15 protein-coding genes are annotated in these 15,944 nt (G+C 61.0%); 4 read left to right on the top strand and 11 right to left on the bottom strand.

The window, feature by feature from the left end; all coding sequences use genetic code 11:
• Positions 1-617: 617 nt before the first annotated feature.
• The 8 genes from EJA70_RS03295 to cpaB are packed head-to-tail and all read right to left on the bottom strand — an operon-like array spanning position 618 to position 8,064.
• Positions 618-896, bottom strand: a complete 279-nt coding sequence (locus tag EJA70_RS03295) for a DUF3613 domain-containing protein (RefSeq protein WP_158829587.1) — start codon at positions 894-896, stop codon at positions 618-620.
• An 11-nt stretch (positions 897-907) separates the two neighbouring features.
• Positions 908-1,597: a tetratricopeptide repeat protein gene (locus tag EJA70_RS03290; RefSeq protein ID WP_158829585.1), complete on the bottom strand. Its 690-nt coding sequence runs from the start codon at positions 1,595-1,597 to the stop codon at positions 908-910.
• Between the two features lie 10 nt (positions 1,598-1,607).
• Positions 1,608-2,498, bottom strand: coding sequence for a type II secretion system F family protein (locus EJA70_RS03285; protein ID WP_008078262.1), 891 nt, complete (start codon positions 2,496-2,498; stop codon positions 1,608-1,610).
• Positions 2,495-3,379, bottom strand: coding sequence for a type II secretion system F family protein (locus EJA70_RS03280; RefSeq protein ID WP_158829589.1), 885 nt, complete (start codon positions 3,377-3,379; stop codon positions 2,495-2,497). The genes EJA70_RS03285 and EJA70_RS03280 overlap by 4 nt, the downstream gene beginning before the upstream one ends.
• Positions 3,380-3,389: 10 nt before the next feature.
• A complete protein-coding gene (locus tag EJA70_RS03275; RefSeq protein ID WP_158829583.1) occupies positions 3,390-4,661 on the bottom strand; it encodes a CpaF family protein in 1,272 nt (423 codons plus the stop codon).
• Positions 4,658-5,848 carry a Flp pilus assembly protein, ATPase CpaE gene (locus tag EJA70_RS03270; protein ID WP_008078255.1) on the bottom strand — a complete coding sequence of 397 codons (1,191 nt, stop codon included), beginning with the start codon at positions 5,846-5,848 and terminating at the stop codon, positions 4,658-4,660. The genes EJA70_RS03275 and EJA70_RS03270 overlap by 4 nt, the downstream gene beginning before the upstream one ends.
• The gene (locus tag EJA70_RS03265) at positions 5,845-7,092 is read right to left on the bottom strand and encodes a type II and III secretion system protein family protein (RefSeq protein WP_158829581.1); all 1,248 of its coding nucleotides are present in this window, start codon (positions 7,090-7,092) and stop codon (positions 5,845-5,847) included. The genes EJA70_RS03270 and EJA70_RS03265 overlap by 4 nt, the downstream gene beginning before the upstream one ends.
• A 21-nt stretch (positions 7,093-7,113) precedes the next feature.
• The gene (cpaB, locus tag EJA70_RS03260; RefSeq protein WP_158829580.1) at positions 7,114-8,064 is read right to left on the bottom strand and encodes a Flp pilus assembly protein CpaB; all 951 of its coding nucleotides are present in this window, start codon (positions 8,062-8,064) and stop codon (positions 7,114-7,116) included.
• A 338-nt stretch (positions 8,065-8,402) separates the two neighbouring features.
• Here cpaB and EJA70_RS03255 point away from each other — a divergent pair, with 338 nt between their 5' ends.
• Entirely contained in the window at positions 8,403-8,603 is a 201-nt protein-coding gene (locus EJA70_RS03255; protein ID WP_158829578.1) for a Flp family type IVb pilin, read from the top strand.
• A 71-nt stretch (positions 8,604-8,674) separates the two neighbouring features.
• Positions 8,675-9,082: a response regulator gene (locus EJA70_RS03250; RefSeq protein WP_008078246.1), complete on the top strand. Its 408-nt coding sequence runs from the start codon at positions 8,675-8,677 to the stop codon at positions 9,080-9,082.
• Between the two features lie 36 nt (positions 9,083-9,118).
• On the opposite strand, the gene EJA70_RS03245 is transcribed toward EJA70_RS03250, so the two are convergent.
• A complete protein-coding gene (locus tag EJA70_RS03245; RefSeq protein WP_158829577.1) occupies positions 9,119-9,895 on the bottom strand; it encodes a response regulator transcription factor in 777 nt (258 codons plus the stop codon).
• 125 nt (positions 9,896-10,020) lie between these two features.
• On the bottom strand, positions 10,021-10,491 hold the full coding sequence (locus tag EJA70_RS03240) for a prepilin peptidase (RefSeq protein ID WP_158829576.1): 471 nt from the start codon (positions 10,489-10,491) through the stop codon (positions 10,021-10,023).
• A 75-nt stretch (positions 10,492-10,566) separates the two neighbouring features.
• Between EJA70_RS03240 and EJA70_RS03235 the strand changes: the two genes are divergently transcribed.
• Both EJA70_RS03235 and EJA70_RS03230 read left to right on the top strand, forming a co-directional pair.
• Positions 10,567-11,007 carry a TadE/TadG family type IV pilus assembly protein gene (locus EJA70_RS03235; protein WP_008078239.1) on the top strand — a complete coding sequence of 147 codons (441 nt, stop codon included), beginning with the start codon at positions 10,567-10,569 and terminating at the stop codon, positions 11,005-11,007.
• Positions 11,004-13,739, top strand: a complete 2,736-nt coding sequence (locus EJA70_RS03230) for an ATP-binding protein (RefSeq protein ID WP_158829574.1) — start codon at positions 11,004-11,006, stop codon at positions 13,737-13,739. The genes EJA70_RS03235 and EJA70_RS03230 overlap by 4 nt, the downstream gene beginning before the upstream one ends.
• On the opposite strand, the gene EJA70_RS03225 is transcribed toward EJA70_RS03230, so the two are convergent.
• Positions 13,736-15,724: a pilus assembly protein TadG-related protein gene (locus EJA70_RS03225; protein ID WP_158829572.1), complete on the bottom strand. Its 1,989-nt coding sequence runs from the start codon at positions 15,722-15,724 to the stop codon at positions 13,736-13,738. The genes EJA70_RS03230 and EJA70_RS03225 overlap by 4 nt on opposite strands.
• Between the last annotated feature and the right edge of the window lie 220 nt (positions 15,725-15,944).

Raw genomic sequence — 15,944 nt, 5'->3', positions numbered from 1 at the left:
CGCGAGCAAGCTCAGCTCCTACAAAAAGCGAGAGCAGAACGCGCACCGCTTTTGCTTCTCACCACTCAACAGGATGAGCGTTAGCTCGGCTGCTGCTCTTGATCTTGATCTCCCACAGAGATTGCATTCTGGCTGCAAGAAATGGGTTGAGCGGTAGGCCGCCTTCGCGAGCAAGCTCAGCTCCTACAAAAAGCGAGAGCAGAACGCGCATCGCTTTTGCTTTTCACCACTCAACAGGATGAGCGTTAGCTCGGCTGCGGCTCTTGATCTTGATCTTGATCTTGATCCACGGGCGACGTCGGAAGGCTGAGTGGAGGGATTGATCCGGGGGTGGGAGCGCAGCGACCGTTTGGCGCAGCCAAACACATCGAGAGGAGGTGCAGCGAAGCAAACCGTAGGCGATGCCCCCCGGATCGATCCCGGAGCGAAGGAACCCCGAGCTTTAGCGAGCGGGCCGTACGTAGGAGCAAGCCTTTTGGGTTACCTTTTCGGCGTTTGGAAAAGGTGACCCGCCGTAAGGGCGGAACCCTGAGCGGCCGTTACCGCAGCAACGGATATGTACTCGGCCCTCCTCCAAAAAGAGCAAAGATCGCAGCCTTCGGCAGCTCCTACATGGGTCAACCGCCGCTGCCGGAACCGCTGTCGACCTTACCCCCCTGCTCCTGATCGAAAAACTGCGGAATCTCATGTTGATAACTTTTCAACCAGCGCTGCATGGCCAGTTCGCGTTCAGTAGGGGTAACGGTTTGCGGTTTCGGTGAAGCGACTTTGTTGCGGCCTTGCAGTTGCAACCAGCCCTCGGTTTCCTGCTGCTGGGCCGAGGCGGGGCCGGCGTCGATGGCGTGACTGGTCAGCGGCAAAATCAGCAAACCAAGACAGACAAGGATGGCTTTCATCATCGCGCTCCTTACTTGAGCATCGCCGTGACGGCGACAGTGGATCGGTTCGGCAGCTTGAGCTTTTCCGCGCGACCTTGCGCTTCGCTAAATTGCGCAGGACTCAAACCAAGCCGGCTGACCAGTTCGGCAGCACGGTTCCAGTCATCCTGATACAGCAGCAACGTCACCAGATTCAGCGCCGCCAACTGATCGCTCTGCTTGAGCTCCATGGCGGTCAAAAACTCGAAACGCGCATCTTCGATACGCAGCTGATTGAGGTAAACCACGCCAAGGTCATTGCGAATTTTCTCGTCGGTAGGTGCCAGCCGCGCGGCGCGTTGCAAATGCGCCTGCGCCTGACCGTAATCGGATTTGGCCGCAGCGAGTTGCCCCAAACCGTGCTCGGCTTCTGCCGCCAGACACGAACCGAGCAGGCTGCGATACAAAGGCTCGGCCTCGCTGCGCCCGAGCAAACGATAGACCTTGGCCTTGCGCAGACGCACGTCGGCGATGTTGTCCGGCAGGCTTTGCAGATTCGCAAGGCTGGCGTGCAGCTTGCCATCGTTGGCCATGTCATCGGCGAGGTTCAGCGACAGTTGCTGATCAGAACTCAACTTGCCACAACTGGCCGAATTAGTCAGCGCATCCCACGGCGTTTGTCCGGTGTTGGCACAACCGCCGAGCAGCAAAAAACAGGCACCTGCAATCATTGCTTTCATCACGATCCCTCTAGGCTCCCAGCGCTTTAGCCAGGGCGGTGAAGCCCGGGCCGGCCAGAACAATCAATAACGCCGGGAAGAGAAACAGCATCATCACGACGGACATTTTTGCGGACATCTTGGAGATGTATTCCTGCAGACGCGTCAGGCGCCGGTCATCAAGCAGTTGCTTGAGCGCCAGCAGCGACTTCATCGCCCCGCCACCCTGATACAGCAACTGCTGGAGAATCACGCAGGTGTCGGTGAACTCATCCACCGCCAGCAATTGCGTGGCTTTATTCAGCTCTTCACCCAACTCCAGGCCGGAGTCGACACGGCTCAGCACCAGACGCAATTCATACGTCAGCACCGGCAACAACGCCTGACCTTCATGGCTGAGCACGCGCAACGCCTGCTCCACGGCCATGCCGGATTCGAAGAGGATGCGCAGCAGCGGAATAAACGTGCCGATCTCGCTGGCCAGTTGTTTTTGCCGACGCGCCACGGCAATCACCAGCAAACGCTTGGGCAACAGATAGCCAACACCAAGCGCAAACAACGGCGCGATCCACTGTTTTTCCACCGCCGGGAAAAACACCGATTGCAGCAACACCGTCAGCGCCAGCAACAGCAGTGGCGAGCCGATCTGGCAAGCGGCAAACAGCGAACGCTGACGCGCACTGCGCCAGCCGAGCCGATTGAGCAGCGACTGGGTTTCGTTATCGAGTTTGACGCTGCGTTGACCGACCTTGCTGTCGCCAAGCACTTGCAGCAGGTTGCCGAAACGGTTTTCGCGAAGCAGATCGCCCTCCAGCCGACGACTGATCTGCCGCGCACGCCGGCGCTGTTCCAGCAGGCTGGTGAGGAGTAACGCGGCGGCGCCGAGCAGAAACAGCGCGCTGATCATCAAGGGTGTGGTCATAGGCTGCGCAACATCCGCCAGAGCAACAGACTGCCGATCACCTGCATGCCGAAGGCCGTGGCCAGCATTCGCTGCCCGGACGGGTCATGCCACATGGCGACCAGATAAATCGGATTGGCCATCAGGAAATAACCAGCCATGACGATGGGCAGCAAGCCCAATACCCATGCAGTGAGGCGGGTTTCGCCGGTCATCGCGCGCAACTGGCGCGAGGCCTGATCGCGCTCGCGGATCATCTTGATGAGGTTTTCCAGCAGCTCGCTGGCGTTGCCGCCGTAACGGTGATTGACCTTGAGGCCGAGGGCGAACAAACGGAATTCATCACGCTCGTACAGCTCGGCCAAGTCCGACACCGCATCCGGCAGGCTCACGCCCAACTGCACGTTGCGCTGCACCCGGCCCATGGCGTTTTTCAGCGGATCTTCGCTGGTCTCGATGCCGCCCAGCACCGCGTCGGCCAAGGTCCGTCCGGACTTCAAGCTGCGCACGGTGTAGTCGAGCAATTGCGGCAGTTGTTCGATCATCCGCCGCAAGCGCCGTTGGTAACGCCAGCTGACAAACAGGCGCACAGCCAGCGGCGGCAGCACAATCAACACCAGCAAACCAAGCAAACCGGCAAGGGCAAAACCGATCAGCATGCCGAATACCCACAACAGCAACCACAAGCCCAGGCGATCCGTCGGCCGACCGAGCCCGGCACGCAAAAACGCGCGCTCCAGTCCCGCCCAGCGAGGCGCGTCTGCCGTCAGTTGTGGCTGGCCCTGATTCAGCCGATCGAGCACACGCTCGGTGCCGCCCTGACGCCAGCCGTTGTAGAACAGGCGCAGCGACAACCCGAGCAAGCACAGGCAAATCACGATCAGCAGCAACGGTTTGAGCATGCCGTAGCCCTCAGTGCGCAAGCGTCGATTCGCGACGCAGCTTGTCGCCCGCCGGGTTGACCGCTTCGCGCAGGAAACCGAAGCCGGTGCGCCGGTCGAGGCGGAACAGCGTATTGGTCACGTAGACGTCATCGCGCACACCGACGACCTCGACCACTTCGCTGACGCAGCGCCGCCCATCAGGCATGCGCGTCAGTTGAATCACCACATCAAGGGCAGCGCAGATCATCTGCCGCAGGGTGCGTTCGGCGATGGTGCGGCCGGTCAGGCCGACCAGGGTTTCCAGGCGCAGCAAAGCATCCTGCGCGTTGTTGGCGTGGACGGTACTCATCGAACCGTCGTGGCCGGTGTTCATGGCGGTCAGCACGTCGACCACTTCGACGCCGCGAATCTCACCAAGAATGATCCGGTCGGGGCGCATGCGCAGGGCGTTGCGGATCAGGTCGCTGGCCTTCACTTCACCGTGACCTTCGGCATTCGGCGGACGGGTTTCCAGGCGCACGACGTGCGGGTGGCCGAGTTGCAGTTCGGCGACGTCTTCGATGGTTACCAGACGCTCATGGGGATTGATCAATTGGCTGAGAATGTTCAGCAGCGTGGTTTTGCCGGTACCAGTACCGCCGCTAATGAGGATGTTGCAGCGTTTGCCCACCGCCTCTTCGATGAAATCGTAGATCGCCTGATCGATGGTTTGCATCGCCATCAGATCGGTGCTTTTGAGCATGTCCTTGCGAAACTTGCGGATCGACAGGCAAGGCCCGTCGAGGGCAATCGGCGGGATGATCGCATTGACCCGGCTGCCATCCGGCAGGCGTGCATCGACCATCGGCGACGATTCGTCGAGGCGCCGCCCGAGTGGCGCGAGAATGCGTTGCATGACCCGCTCGACATGGTGCGCGTCGATAAAGCGCAGGTCGCTCAAGTGCAGCACGCCGTCGCGCTCGATAAAAACCCGATGCGGGCCGTTGACCAGAATCTCGGTCACGGCGCTGTCGCGCAGCAGCACTTCCAGCGGACCGAAACCGGTCAGTTCGTCGACGATTTCTTCAGCCAGACGCTCCATTTCATAACGCGAAATCGCCAGGTGCAGGCGCGCGATGTATTCGGCGACCTTGTCGATGACGAACTGCGAAAGCACCTGCCGCGAGCCTTCCAGCAGGTTTTTCCCCGACTCTTCGATGGCGTCGATGATGTAGCGGTGCAGCACCAGTTTCAGGCCATCGTGGTCGGTGTTGCCGGGCGCAGAGCGTTGCGGGCCGCCGAACAGTTGCTCGCCGTTCATGAGGTGCCTCGCAAGCGGTTGAACCAGTTGGCCTTGGGTTTGGCCAAGCCTTCGGAGCGTTTCGCCAGGCGTTCGCCGAGGGTGCGCAGGCTTTGGCTGATGGCTTCGCGCGGGGCCAGTTCGAACAGGGTCACGCCCTGGTTTTTCGCGTTGAGACGGACTTCCGGACTGTAGGCCAGCACGGCAATCACTTCCAGGCCAAAGGTCTTGCCGAGGGTCTCGGAATCCGGCGCAACGTTGCGCAAATAGCGGTCTATCAGCAGCCGGCCATGGTCGAGTTTCATGCCTTTCTCGCGCCACAGATTGAGCACCGCGAGATTGCGCCGACAGTCGAGGACGTTCTGATCGGTGTACCACAGCAGCTTGTCACAATGGCTGACAAACGTGCGCAGCGCTTCGCTGTCGGGCTGACCGGTGAGGTTGACGACGATGTGCTGGAAATGTTGGCGCAAGGCGCTGAGCAACATGTACAACTCGGCGGCGCTGGTGCGCTCCAGCGGCTCGTCGGAACCGGCGTAAGCAAGGATGCGCAAGCCTGCCTCGGCGCTGGTGAAGGCGCTGTCGATCAGCGTCGCGTCGAGCCGGCGCAAGTGCCGCAGCGCATCGCCGAAATGAAACGAGCTTTCCAGCCCGAGCAAGGCCAGGCTGTCGCCGCGCGGCAAGCCCAGATCGAGCAGCAACGTCTGCTGCCCGCTCTTCTGCACCACCAGCGCCATGTGGTTGGCCAACAGCGCGCCGTCAGCGTTGCTTTGCACGCCATAAAGCACGGTCAGACCACCGAGCTGGGTATTCGGCGTGACGGCTGGCAGACGTTTGCTCAAGCGCCGCACCAGCCCGGCGACTTCACTGGAGCGCGAGCCGTAAGCGACGAAATCCCGCGCACCGGCACGCATCGCGTTGAGCACCAACTGATTGTCCATGCCGTCGCCGAGGGCGACGATGGCGAGCATCGGTTTGGCTTCGAGCACGCCTTCGATCAACGCGCTCTGCGCGACCAGATGATCGCGATCCAACCCGACGAACACCAGGCTGGCGAAGGTCACGTCGACCAGCGCAAGCAACTCGTCAAGGCTGCCGCCACCGGCGCTGACCACTTGGCCGAGCGGCGCCAACGCGCCCTGCAACCACTCCAGATCGGTGTCGTTGCGGGTGATGGCGAGAAAGGTCTGACTGAGGCTCTGGCTCATTGCGATAACCCGCTGCGTTTATCGAAGTTGCCGTTTTCGAGGAAGTACAGGCGATACCAGTTCGGGTCGTAGTTGCGCAGTTTTTCACCCGGCAGCGAAGGCAACGGCGCGTTGACTGCCAATGGCTGCACCAGGTGCGGGGTGACGATCATCAGCAATTCGCGCTCTTCGCGATTGATCGACGAATTGCGGAAAAACGCGCCGAGCACCGGGATGTCGCCAAGCCCTGGGAACTTGTTCACCTGCGAAGCGTTTTGCGTGCTGATCAAACCGCTGATCACAAAGCTTTCGCCATCGGCCAGCGAGATGCTGGTGTCGGTGCGGCGGATGGTGAACGCCGGCACGGTGGTGCCGCCGATGGTCACGCCATTGTTGTAGTCCAGCTCGCTGACTTCCGGTGCGACCTTGAGGGCGATGCGATCACGGCCGACGACGGTCGGTGTCAGGGTCAGGCGAATGCCGAATTCTTTGTACTCGATGGAGTAGCTGTTGCTGTTGGCGCTCGGTACCGGAATCGGAATTTCGCCACCGGCGAGGAAGCTCGCGCTCTGCCCGCTCAACGCTACCAGGCTCGGCCGCGCCAGGGTGTAGGCGAAACCACTGCCTTCCAGCGCATTGACGATGCCGAGGAATTTGCTGCTGCCACCGCCCCAGACAATGTTGAACACATCGTTGGCCAGCGGAATGCTCGGCGCTACGCTCGGCACCAAACCGGGCCTGACACCGCTGCCTGGCACCGTGCCCGGTGCGCCGAACAGAAAGTTGTTCGAGCCCTTGCCGTAAATCGAGGTGCCGGCCTCTTTGAGTTTGGTGCGGCTGACTTCGACAAAGCGAATATCAGTCTGCACTTGCGAAGGCAGAGTCGGGTCATCAGTCGCCGGCAACGAGACCGTCATTGCCGCACTGGCCTTGCCCTGCACAAACACCATGCTCTGACGCGGCGCGCTGGCACAGGCCGTCCAGATCATCAGCGTGGTCGCGCCGGGCCCAACGCCGGTGAGCAACACGCCTTGATCGCCGGTCACGCGCACGTCGGCAATTTTCGGATCGCCCACTGCCACGCGGGTGATCGCCACGGGTGATTGCAATGCCTGTTGCAGACCTTCACCGACTTCCAGAGCCGCCGGCAAGGGGCCGAGCGCGGCGCAATTGCCGACAGCGGCGACGGCGCTGCCGATCGAAGCAACGCTCAGCAGCGAGGCCCGGAGCAAGCCGTTGAACAGGGGCGTGAAGCGTATGCGCATGTAAAGGCGTCCTTGCTCGAATCAGGGAGTGGGTTGAGCGTTTTCGGCACCGCGGATGACTTCCACGGTCGGTTTGCGCGCCGTCGGCTGCCCCGCCACGGCGAGGGGTCGGGGCGGCGGCGAGAGTGACAGTTGGCTGAACTCGATCAACTCGCGTCGTGGCGTATCGAGCTGTCTGGCGACATCGTTTTCACCGGCCCAGTATTTCGCCAGTTGCTGTTCATCGGCGCTGCGCACCGCCAAGCGCAAAACGCCGCTGCCGGACGCCAGCATCAAGCGGCTGAGCAACGGTTCCGGCACCGCCAGAATCACGCTGCGCGCAGCCATTCGTTGTTGTTCCTGCTTGAGTCGTTCATCGTCGCTGCGCGCCGGGCTGGCGGGCTGACCGTCATTGGTCAGGCCCATCTGGCTGCCGACACCGAGCACGCGCACCGCCGGCACCACCAACTGCGCTGACGCCTGTGGATTGTTTTCGTCCTTGCGCAAAAACAGCAGCACATCGACGTAATCGCCCGGCGCCAGTTGCCCGCCGGCATTGATCACTTCATCCACGGCCACCGCCAGTGCACGCTCACCGGGGCGAATCATTCGCGCCAGTTGGCTGCCCGGCTCGAAGCTTTCTTCGCTCAGCCAACTGCCAGCGCTCAACGGCCTCCAGGGTGTGCGGCCAATGACTTGATCGACAGTGCTGAGGCTGCCAGCGGGTACGGTGCGCAGTTTTTCCACGGCGACATCGGCGGCGGTGATTTTGCTGAATGGGGCGATGTCGCGCAGCAACACCACCACCGGTTGGCGGGTCGGATCTTCAACGGGTGGCGCCGGCGCAGCGGCGGGTGCGACAGGCGTAACCGCAACGGGTGCGGCGACAGGTTCCACGGGCGGTTGCCGACTCAATGTCAGCCCCCAATATCCGGCAATGATGGCACCCAGCAAAAACAAGCCTGCCAGGCCCAGAGTGACGCGACTGTTCATGACGGCTCTCCCTTTCCCGCTGCGCGTTCTGTCTTTTGCAATGACCCGTAACTTTCAACGAGATAAATTCGCAATCAGGCAGCTATGAACAAGTAACTATTTCGCTATTTGACGGTAGTTCAGCGCGAACAAAACGCCATTAACAGCGATGAAATATCCAACGAAAGTAGGAGGCTAAAGCGCCAAACATGGTTTTTTAATGTAATTACGCCAACTAATACTTTCGGGTTAATTCGTTCTTACAGTTGTAGGGCCGGGGAATGCCGACAATGCTGATGCTGGCACAGGGAAATCATGTTGCGAACGCGCAACACCTGGCGTGCTCAAGGAGAGTCCTCATGTCGTATTCCCACATTGCGCAAAAAATCAAATCGCAAGTTACCTTCTTCAAAGGCCTGGCCAAAGACACCGAGGGCGCATCCGCCATCGAATACGCGCTGGTGGTCGGCCTCGTGGCGCTGGTGATCGCAGCCTTCGGTAACGGCATCGGCACTCAGGTCACCGCGATCCTGACCCGGATCCAGACTGCACTCACCTGATCGGACCGATAACTTGTCAATGCGGCCATTGGGTTCTAACGTCAGCACTCAGTCCATTGCAGGTGTTGCCTATGAACTCTCCACACACTTCTCGCCAGCAGTTGCTCCTCGTCGACGATGAAGAGGACGCACTGCTGGAGCTGGCGGAGTTGCTGGAGGGCGAAGGCTTTACTTGTCATACCGCGACGTCGGTGAAACTTGCCCTGCACCATCTCACCCGCCATCCCGATATCGCGCTGGTGATTACTGATCTGCGCATGCCGGAAGAAAGCGGCATGTCGCTGATCAAGCGTCTGCGTGAACACACCTCGCGCCAGCATCTGCCGGTGATCGTGACGTCGGGGCATGCCGACATGGAAGACGTCAGCGACATGCTGCGCCTGCAGGTACTGGACCTGTTTCGCAAACCAATCTATCACGTGCGCCTGCTGGAAACCCTGGACAATCTGTTTCCCAAGGCCAAGGCGCATAGCGGTTGAGGGTTGGCACCCCGGCGGTGGCCGGGGTCAATTGAGTTAGTGCGCTGTCACTCGCTGGCGCATGCCAGAGTTGCTGGGAGATAACGCGAGGGCCAATTGAGTGCGGTTATGCATGTGGGTCAGGCGCAGCACTTGCGAGACGTAGAGTTTGACCGTGTTCTCGGTAATCCCCAGCTTACAGGCGATCTGGTAGTTGGTCTGGCCTTTGCCCACCAACCGCGCGACATCGAGCTGGCGCGGCGACAACTGATTGAAGATCGCCGGGATCTCCACGCCTTCGCCCTCAACGGGCGCCTCATCGTTAGTTGGCGCCGGGCCACGGCGGACTTTGTCGAGGTCCTGGTAGAGGTCGTCGATCGACTCGGAAAGGTATTGCAGCTTCTGATTCAGATGCCCCAGTTGCAGGGTTTTCTGCCGTTCTTGCAGCACCGCTTCCTGACGGCGCAGGCCTTCGAGCAGTTCGTTGAGGTCGACCGGTTTCTGGTAGTAGTCAGCGATGCCGGCACGCAACGCTTTGATCACGTCCTGCTTGTCGGCACGCCCGGTGAGCATGATGGCTTCGAAGATTCTTTGCTTGCCTGCCAGGCGTTGCAACTCCTGCACCAGTTGAATGCCGTCCATGTCCGGCATGTGCAGGTCACACAGCACCAGGCCGATGGCAGGGTCTTGAGTGAATTGTTCGATCGCCTGCTGGCTCGATTCGCACGGCACACAGCGGTAACCGCTGCTCTCGATGAATTCGCAGAGTTCTTCGACAATCAGCGGCTGATCATCGACCACCAGAACTTTTACAGCAGACGTAAGCTTGTTCACTTGCTACTCCATGCCCAGGCCAAAGGCTGACCGTTCCTGTACTGACAGCGCGAAGCTGTACAACCGTTGATTTGAAAGTAGACCCACTTTCCGACTATGTACATAGCAGTAGTGGCACCGCACGACTAATGGATCCAAAGCAAAGTCAGGAGCATGCCAACCAGCACGAACGGCGCAAATGGCAGCTTTTTTGACTTTTCAGGGGCCATAAATCGAAGATGATCGCTAAGCCGTTGACGCATATGCAGCCAGAGTTTTGGCGCAAGTAATAGCCAGACGACGCTGGCGAGTGCCGCGCCGATAAACACGCCGAGCAGATGAGTACCGTCCGTCGCAAGGCCCAAAGCTGTCATTAATTTCACATCGCCGGCGCCGAAACGCTTCAGCGCATAGCCGGGCAATGTCAGCGATAGCGCGAGGATGACTGCCCAGCCGCCCTGCGCCGCGTCGGCGCCCAGCCACGTGTGGCCGGTGACCAGAACATAGACGGCCGCCAACCCGCCCACCCCCAGGGTCAGTGCATTGGCGATATGGCGCTGCCGGGCATCCTGCGCCGCGCACAACGTCAGCCAGATCAGCAGGACAAAGCTGTGCATGCGGTAAAAACCGTCCGTTTTGGCCGAATGATTCTATGCTGATATTACGTAGTGATTGTCAGGGTAGACGCACTCATGAAATCCGGCCTCCCCCGCAAGCAAAAAGGCGCTGTCGCCATCGAGTTCGCCTTGGTGTTCGTCATCTTCTTCGCTGTGTTTTATGGCTTGGTGAGTTACAGCCTGCCGCTGTTGTTGATGCAGTCATTCAACGAGTCCACCTCTGAAGCAGTGCGCCGCAGTGTGGCGCTGGACCCTGCCTCGGCCAATTACTCGACCGCCATCACGGCGAACGCGCGCACCGAGTTGACCCGGCAACTGGCCTGGCTGCCCAACGCACTGAACTTCAATGCCGCCACCGACAGCACCATAACCTTCACCGGGGGTTTGCTGACAGTGACCATCAATTACCCCACGAGCAAATTGAATCAGGCATTGCCGTTTCTGGTGCTGCCGGGCGTCGGCACGGTGCCGCGCCTGCCCGCGACCCTGCGCGCCTCGTCGAGCCTGCAATTTTGAGTTCCGGTGACAAGCTGTTCAGCCGCCTGCTCAATCGCCCTTCCGGCACCGCCCAGCCCCAGCAAAGTCCGCTGCTGCCCAGCGTCGGCTTGCAGCTGTATCTGGACGGCGACGGACAGGTCAATCACTTGGGCGGGCCGATACGGCATTTACTTGCGCAGCGCATGACGCGTACGCAGCCCGCGCACCTGCTCGATTACCTGTTGCCGCACAGCGGCCTGGCCGTCGAAGGCCAACCGGCGGACTGGCAAGGGCAACTGCTCGATCTGGATTTTTTCAGCCTGGCCGGCCCACCACTGCACTTGCGCGGCTGGCTGCAGGCGCAGGGCGACGGCTGGCTGTTGCAGATGCTCGACATCGGCGACTTGCTCGGGGAACGGCGTCAGGCACGCAGCCGCGAGCAGGCGCAATTATTGGCCACGCAGGTTCGCGATCAATTGCGCCTGTGCAGCCTCGCGCGTCTGCCAACGGTGTTGGGCGAACAATTGCAGCGCCTCAGTCAGCATCTGCACATTCCTTGTCTGGCAGTGGCGCTACTCGATGAGCAAGGTCTGGGCTGGCTGATCCATCAGTTCTACACAGGGTTGAACGCGCCGCAATTGTGGCGCGAACAGCAGCAACTGGGCACTGGCCTCGACAGCCTCAACGGTGCGTCACCGCAGCGCTTTCTGGCCAGCGAACAGCCGCGCCTGAGCGCCATTTTCGGTCCGAACGAAGGGTTTGCCGTGCCCTATCGCGACGCGCAGGGCGTGGCTGCCTGGCTGTTGTGCGCCGACTATAACGCGCCGCAACAGGCGCCCGACCTCAGCGATCACGACTGGCTTCTACTCGCCGCTGCCGTGGCGGCGCCGTTACTGGAACGGCTGCGCGAGCATCGTCATCAGCAACAGCTGGAACGCCTGGAAACCCTGCAAGCGTTGCTCGGCACCGGTTGGTGGGAAGTGTTCAGCGCCAGCAATCAGGTGCAACTGGCTCCGACACTGGCGCAGAGCCTGGGTTTGCCCACGGCGCCGTTACCGCTTCAGGACTGGTTCAATCAGGTCCACCCCGCCGACCGCGATGAACTGCGCAGCCACCTGCAAGCCTTGCAGGATGAAGGCATCCCACTGGAATTGTGCGTACGCTGGCAAACCGCCGATCAAGCGCTGCCGCTGTGGTATCGCCTGCAAGGACGGTCGCTGGGCATCGGCGCCGCACGTCGGCTGATGGGGTTCATGCTCGACATCAGCGACATCAAGAATCAGCAACAACAGGCGGCCGCCGCCCATGCGCGGCTGGACAATCTGATCGCCAGTTCCCCCGCTGTGATTTACGTACAGCGCTACGTGGAAGGCGCGCTACAACCGACCTTTTTCAGCGCCAGCCTGCAAGCGCTTTTAGGCTGGTGTCTCGCCGACTGTGAAGACGGTCGACTGGTTGAACATGTGCACCCCGAAGACCGTCCGCGTTATTTCGAACGCACCCGGCAGTTGTTGCGCGAAGGTTCGGTGAGTGCGCGCTATCGAGTGCTCGATCGCCAGGGCAATGTGCACTGGCTGCTCGACGAGGCCAAATTGCTGCGCGATGACCTCGGCCTGCCGGTGGAAGCCGTCGGCCTGTGGCTGGACGTGACAGACGCGACCCTCGCCGCTGAACAGGTCAAGGCCAGCGAAGAACGTTACCGGATTCTGGTGGAAGACTCACCCGCAATGATTTGTCGTTATCGCCCGGACTTGACCCTGACCTTCGGCAACCGGCCATTGGCGACCTACCTGGAATGCACGCCGGCACAATTGCCCGGGGTCAACCTGGGCAGCTGGATGTCGGATGAACAGCGCGAAGCGTTCATTCTGCGCCTGGCGCAACTGACTCCGGAACTGCCCGTGAGCACGGCTGAAATCAACCTGCGCCTGCCCGGCCGTGAACATGCATGGTGGGTCTGGTCGGATCGCGGGGTGTTCGATGAGCACGGCACACTGGTCGAAGTACAAGCGGTGGGCCGCGACAACACCGAGGTGCGACGCTCGCAGCAGCAACTGACGCAGAGCGCAAAAATGGCCACCCTCGGCGAAATGGCCACGGGGCTTGCCCACGAGATCAATCAGCCGCTGAATGTGATGCGCATGGCCATCGTCAATGTGCTCAAGCGCCTGAGCAATGGCGATGTGCAGATCGACTACCTGACCGACAAACTCAACCGCATCGACGCGCAAGTGCAACGTGCAGCGCGGGTGGTCGATCACATGCGCGTGTTTGGGCGGCGCTCGGAAATCGAACAACATCCGTTCAATCCGCTGGATGCGATCGAAGGCACGCTGTCGCTGCTGTCGGAAGGCTTGCGCGGCAAAGGCGTTGAGCTGCGGATCAAAGAGGCCGGTTTCCAGGTTCAGGTGCGCGGCTACGTCGATCAACTGGAACAAGTGCTGATCAATCTGATGGTCAACGCCCGCGACGCGTTGCTCGGCAAGCGCGAAGCCAACCGCGACTTCCAGCCGTGGATCGCCTTGCACGCCGAGTGCGACGAGCACGTGGTGCGGCTGTGGGTCGAGGACAACGGTGGCGGCATTGACCCGCGTTTGCTGGAGCGGATTTTCGAGCCGTTTTTCACCACCAAACCGGTCGGCGTCGGCACCGGCCTGGGCTTGTCGGTGAGTTACGGCATCGTCGAAAACATGGGCGGACGCCTGAGTGTGCGCAACGGCGATGAGGGTGCGCGGTTCTGTATCGAGTTGCCAATTGCGCTGGCCGATTAGATCGCCAGCATCGGCTGCCCCGGTGGCTTGCAACTGAGGTTGGCGCCGACGTCGACCTTGTTCAGGGTAATGCCGAGGTTGGCCAGCAAGCCATCGAGAATCGGGTCGAGCACCGGGCTGAGCAGATTGTCGATGACCACGCCCAGCGTGCTGTTGACGCTCGCCAGTACGTCCGCCGTGGTAGTGAGCAAACCGCCCAGCAAACTCGAACCGGTCGGTTTATACGCTTGAACCTGAACCCCGCTCAATGTGCTTTTCAGGCTATTGACCACGCCTTGTGTGCCGAAGCTGTAGTTCAGTGGGGGCTGCTTGATTTCCGGTGGCTGATTGTAGGTATGGATGTTCTGCATGCTCGCCACCGAGGTGTCGACCATCACCCCGAGGCCGCCGCCGTAAAACGGTTTGCGCGTGCTTTGATCGCAGGTCGCCGAGCCCAGCCCGAGCAGCGGAATGGTGCAGGTGATGACGCCGACATCGATCAACGCCAGTGGCTGCACGGTGACATCCGCCGAGGAGGAAAAGGCGTTGGTGGCGTCGATCTTGCCGACCTTGAGTTTGACCAGCGAGGAGTTGGTCTGGGTGGTCAGGCTTTTGCTGGCGTCGCTGACGCAGTTGAAGTCGGTGACATGGCTGTCGGCAGCGGCGGCCTCCAGCAGGATGTCGATGCTGGAGGTGGGCAGGATCTGCAGATTGGTGCGCTGACAGGTGCCGCCCAATGCGCAGAACAACGAGTTCAGCGTGCCGGCTATGTTCAGGTGCAAGAGGTTGTTGAGGGTATCGGTCAGCCCGCCCACCAGCGGCGTGCTGACAATGGCATTGGCCAGGCCGGCCACCCCGGACAACACCGGCAGGTTCAGCGAGATCAGTGTGCGTACCTGCGCGGTCTTCACGTAGATGCGGTTGGCGCCCATCGGGTCGGCCTTGGCCAGCGCCGGATTGCCCACTGCCGATAACTGCGGTGGCTGGATCACTTTGACTTTGACCGAGCCGTTGACCAGCCCCGGAATGCTCAGCGGCACAGTGGCTGTCAGGGCGTTCTGACTGTTGGCCAATTGCACGACGGCTTCGAGCAGCTGGAAAACTTGCAGATTGGCATTGAGGGCGGCCGAAGTGGCGCCGGTCTGCAGTTGCAACAATTGCCCGAGTACCACCGAGGTGTTGCCGACGATGGCCTTCAAACCAACCAGACCACTGACCGCGACGCTGGTGGTAGTGCCGCCCTTGGTCAGCACGGTGATGGCGGTGTCGATCAGTTGTTTGATCTGCACGCTCTGACTCAATACCTGCGTGTAGTTGCCGGCGTCCACGTGCAGATCGACAGCCAGTTGGTTGAGGTAACCGAGCAGGCTGATGTTGGTGTCGACCAGGCCTTGCCAACCGGCGACGCTGAGGTTGAGGCTGCCGCCCAGAAGCCCGCCCCACAGCGCATTGAGGGCTGCCGACTTGCTGGCATCGACTGTCAGGGCGGTGGTGCCGATGGTCAGTTGCGCCAACGGCGGCAGAATGGCCGATGTACCGACCGCCGTCGCGTGCAGGCGCGTGGTGGGCGAGACACTGCCTGGCCGGAACAGCGCATACAGCGCGGCAGCCACACTGGTGGACACAACACGCGTGGCGAAGACGCTGATCGCTTCTTTTTTGCTGGCATCCACGGTGAACGCGCGCAGGTTATTGGCACCGGTTTGCACGGTGCCACAGGTCACGGCAAGGGTTGTGTCCGCCGCCACGGCAAAACCATTGCGCGCGGCGCTGGCGGTGGCAAAAGCGGCGGCGCTGAGCCCTGTCAGGCAATCACCGCTGCGCGAAATCGCCTCTAGAGCGGCAACATCGACCACCCGCTGCAAGCGGCGTTGCTCCATGTACAGACGACCGCTGTCGACCACCAGCACCATGCACACCAGCGCCAGGCCGAGGGTCAGCGCCGCCATCAGACCGATCGCCCCGCGTTGCCGGGCCGGGCCGTTGAAATGCGAACGAGGCGACATGGCGCACTCCTTTGCCGTGACCTCCATTGATGTAACTGAGTGTAGACGCGCCCGGGCCTGCTTGCTGGCAACACGCCAGCCTCAGCGCAAAAACCCTGCGTTCTGTTGAAACGGCCCTTTCAAGATCAACAGATCGCAGCCTTCGGCAGCTCCTACAGGGGAAATGTTGTGTGAGGACTTATGCGCCACGAACAAACAGGTAGGAGCTGCCGCAGGCTGC

The organism is Pseudomonas sp. PB103, assembly GCF_009764635.1.
In the GTDB taxonomy this organism is placed as follows: Bacteria; Pseudomonadota; Gammaproteobacteria; order Pseudomonadales; family Pseudomonadaceae; genus Aquipseudomonas.
Note: the sequence above shows the minus strand (reverse complement) of the source record. Positions and strands in the feature narration are given on the sequence as shown.

Excerpts from the sequence above, each read along its gene's own strand:
- EJA70_RS03295 (WP_158829587.1), bottom strand. The coding sequence starts at position 896 with ATGAAAGCCATCCTTGTCTGTCTTGGTTTGCTGATTTTGCCGCTGACC.
- EJA70_RS03290 (WP_158829585.1), bottom strand. The coding sequence starts at position 1,597 with ATGAAAGCAATGATTGCAGGTGCCTGTTTTTTGCTGCTCGGCGGTTGT.
- EJA70_RS03285 (WP_008078262.1), bottom strand. The coding sequence starts at position 2,498 with ATGACCACACCCTTGATGATCAGCGCGCTGTTTCTGCTCGGCGCCGCC.
- EJA70_RS03280 (WP_158829589.1), bottom strand. The coding sequence starts at position 3,379 with ATGCTCAAACCGTTGCTGCTGATCGTGATTTGCCTGTGCTTGCTCGGG.
- EJA70_RS03275 (WP_158829583.1), bottom strand. The coding sequence starts at position 4,661 with ATGAACGGCGAGCAACTGTTCGGCGGCCCGCAACGCTCTGCGCCCGGC.
- EJA70_RS03270 (WP_008078255.1), bottom strand. The coding sequence starts at position 5,848 with ATGAGCCAGAGCCTCAGTCAGACCTTTCTCGCCATCACCCGCAACGAC.
- EJA70_RS03265 (WP_158829581.1), bottom strand. The coding sequence starts at position 7,092 with ATGCGCATACGCTTCACGCCCCTGTTCAACGGCTTGCTCCGGGCCTCG.
- cpaB (WP_158829580.1), bottom strand. The coding sequence starts at position 8,064 with ATGAACAGTCGCGTCACTCTGGGCCTGGCAGGCTTGTTTTTGCTGGGT.
- EJA70_RS03255 (WP_158829578.1), top strand. The coding sequence starts at position 8,403 with ATGTCGTATTCCCACATTGCGCAAAAAATCAAATCGCAAGTTACCTTC.
- EJA70_RS03250 (WP_008078246.1), top strand. The coding sequence starts at position 8,675 with ATGAACTCTCCACACACTTCTCGCCAGCAGTTGCTCCTCGTCGACGAT.
- EJA70_RS03240 (WP_158829576.1), bottom strand. The coding sequence starts at position 10,491 with ATGCACAGCTTTGTCCTGCTGATCTGGCTGACGTTGTGCGCGGCGCAG.
- EJA70_RS03235 (WP_008078239.1), top strand. The coding sequence starts at position 10,567 with ATGAAATCCGGCCTCCCCCGCAAGCAAAAAGGCGCTGTCGCCATCGAG.
- EJA70_RS03225 (WP_158829572.1), bottom strand. The coding sequence starts at position 15,724 with ATGTCGCCTCGTTCGCATTTCAACGGCCCGGCCCGGCAACGCGGGGCG.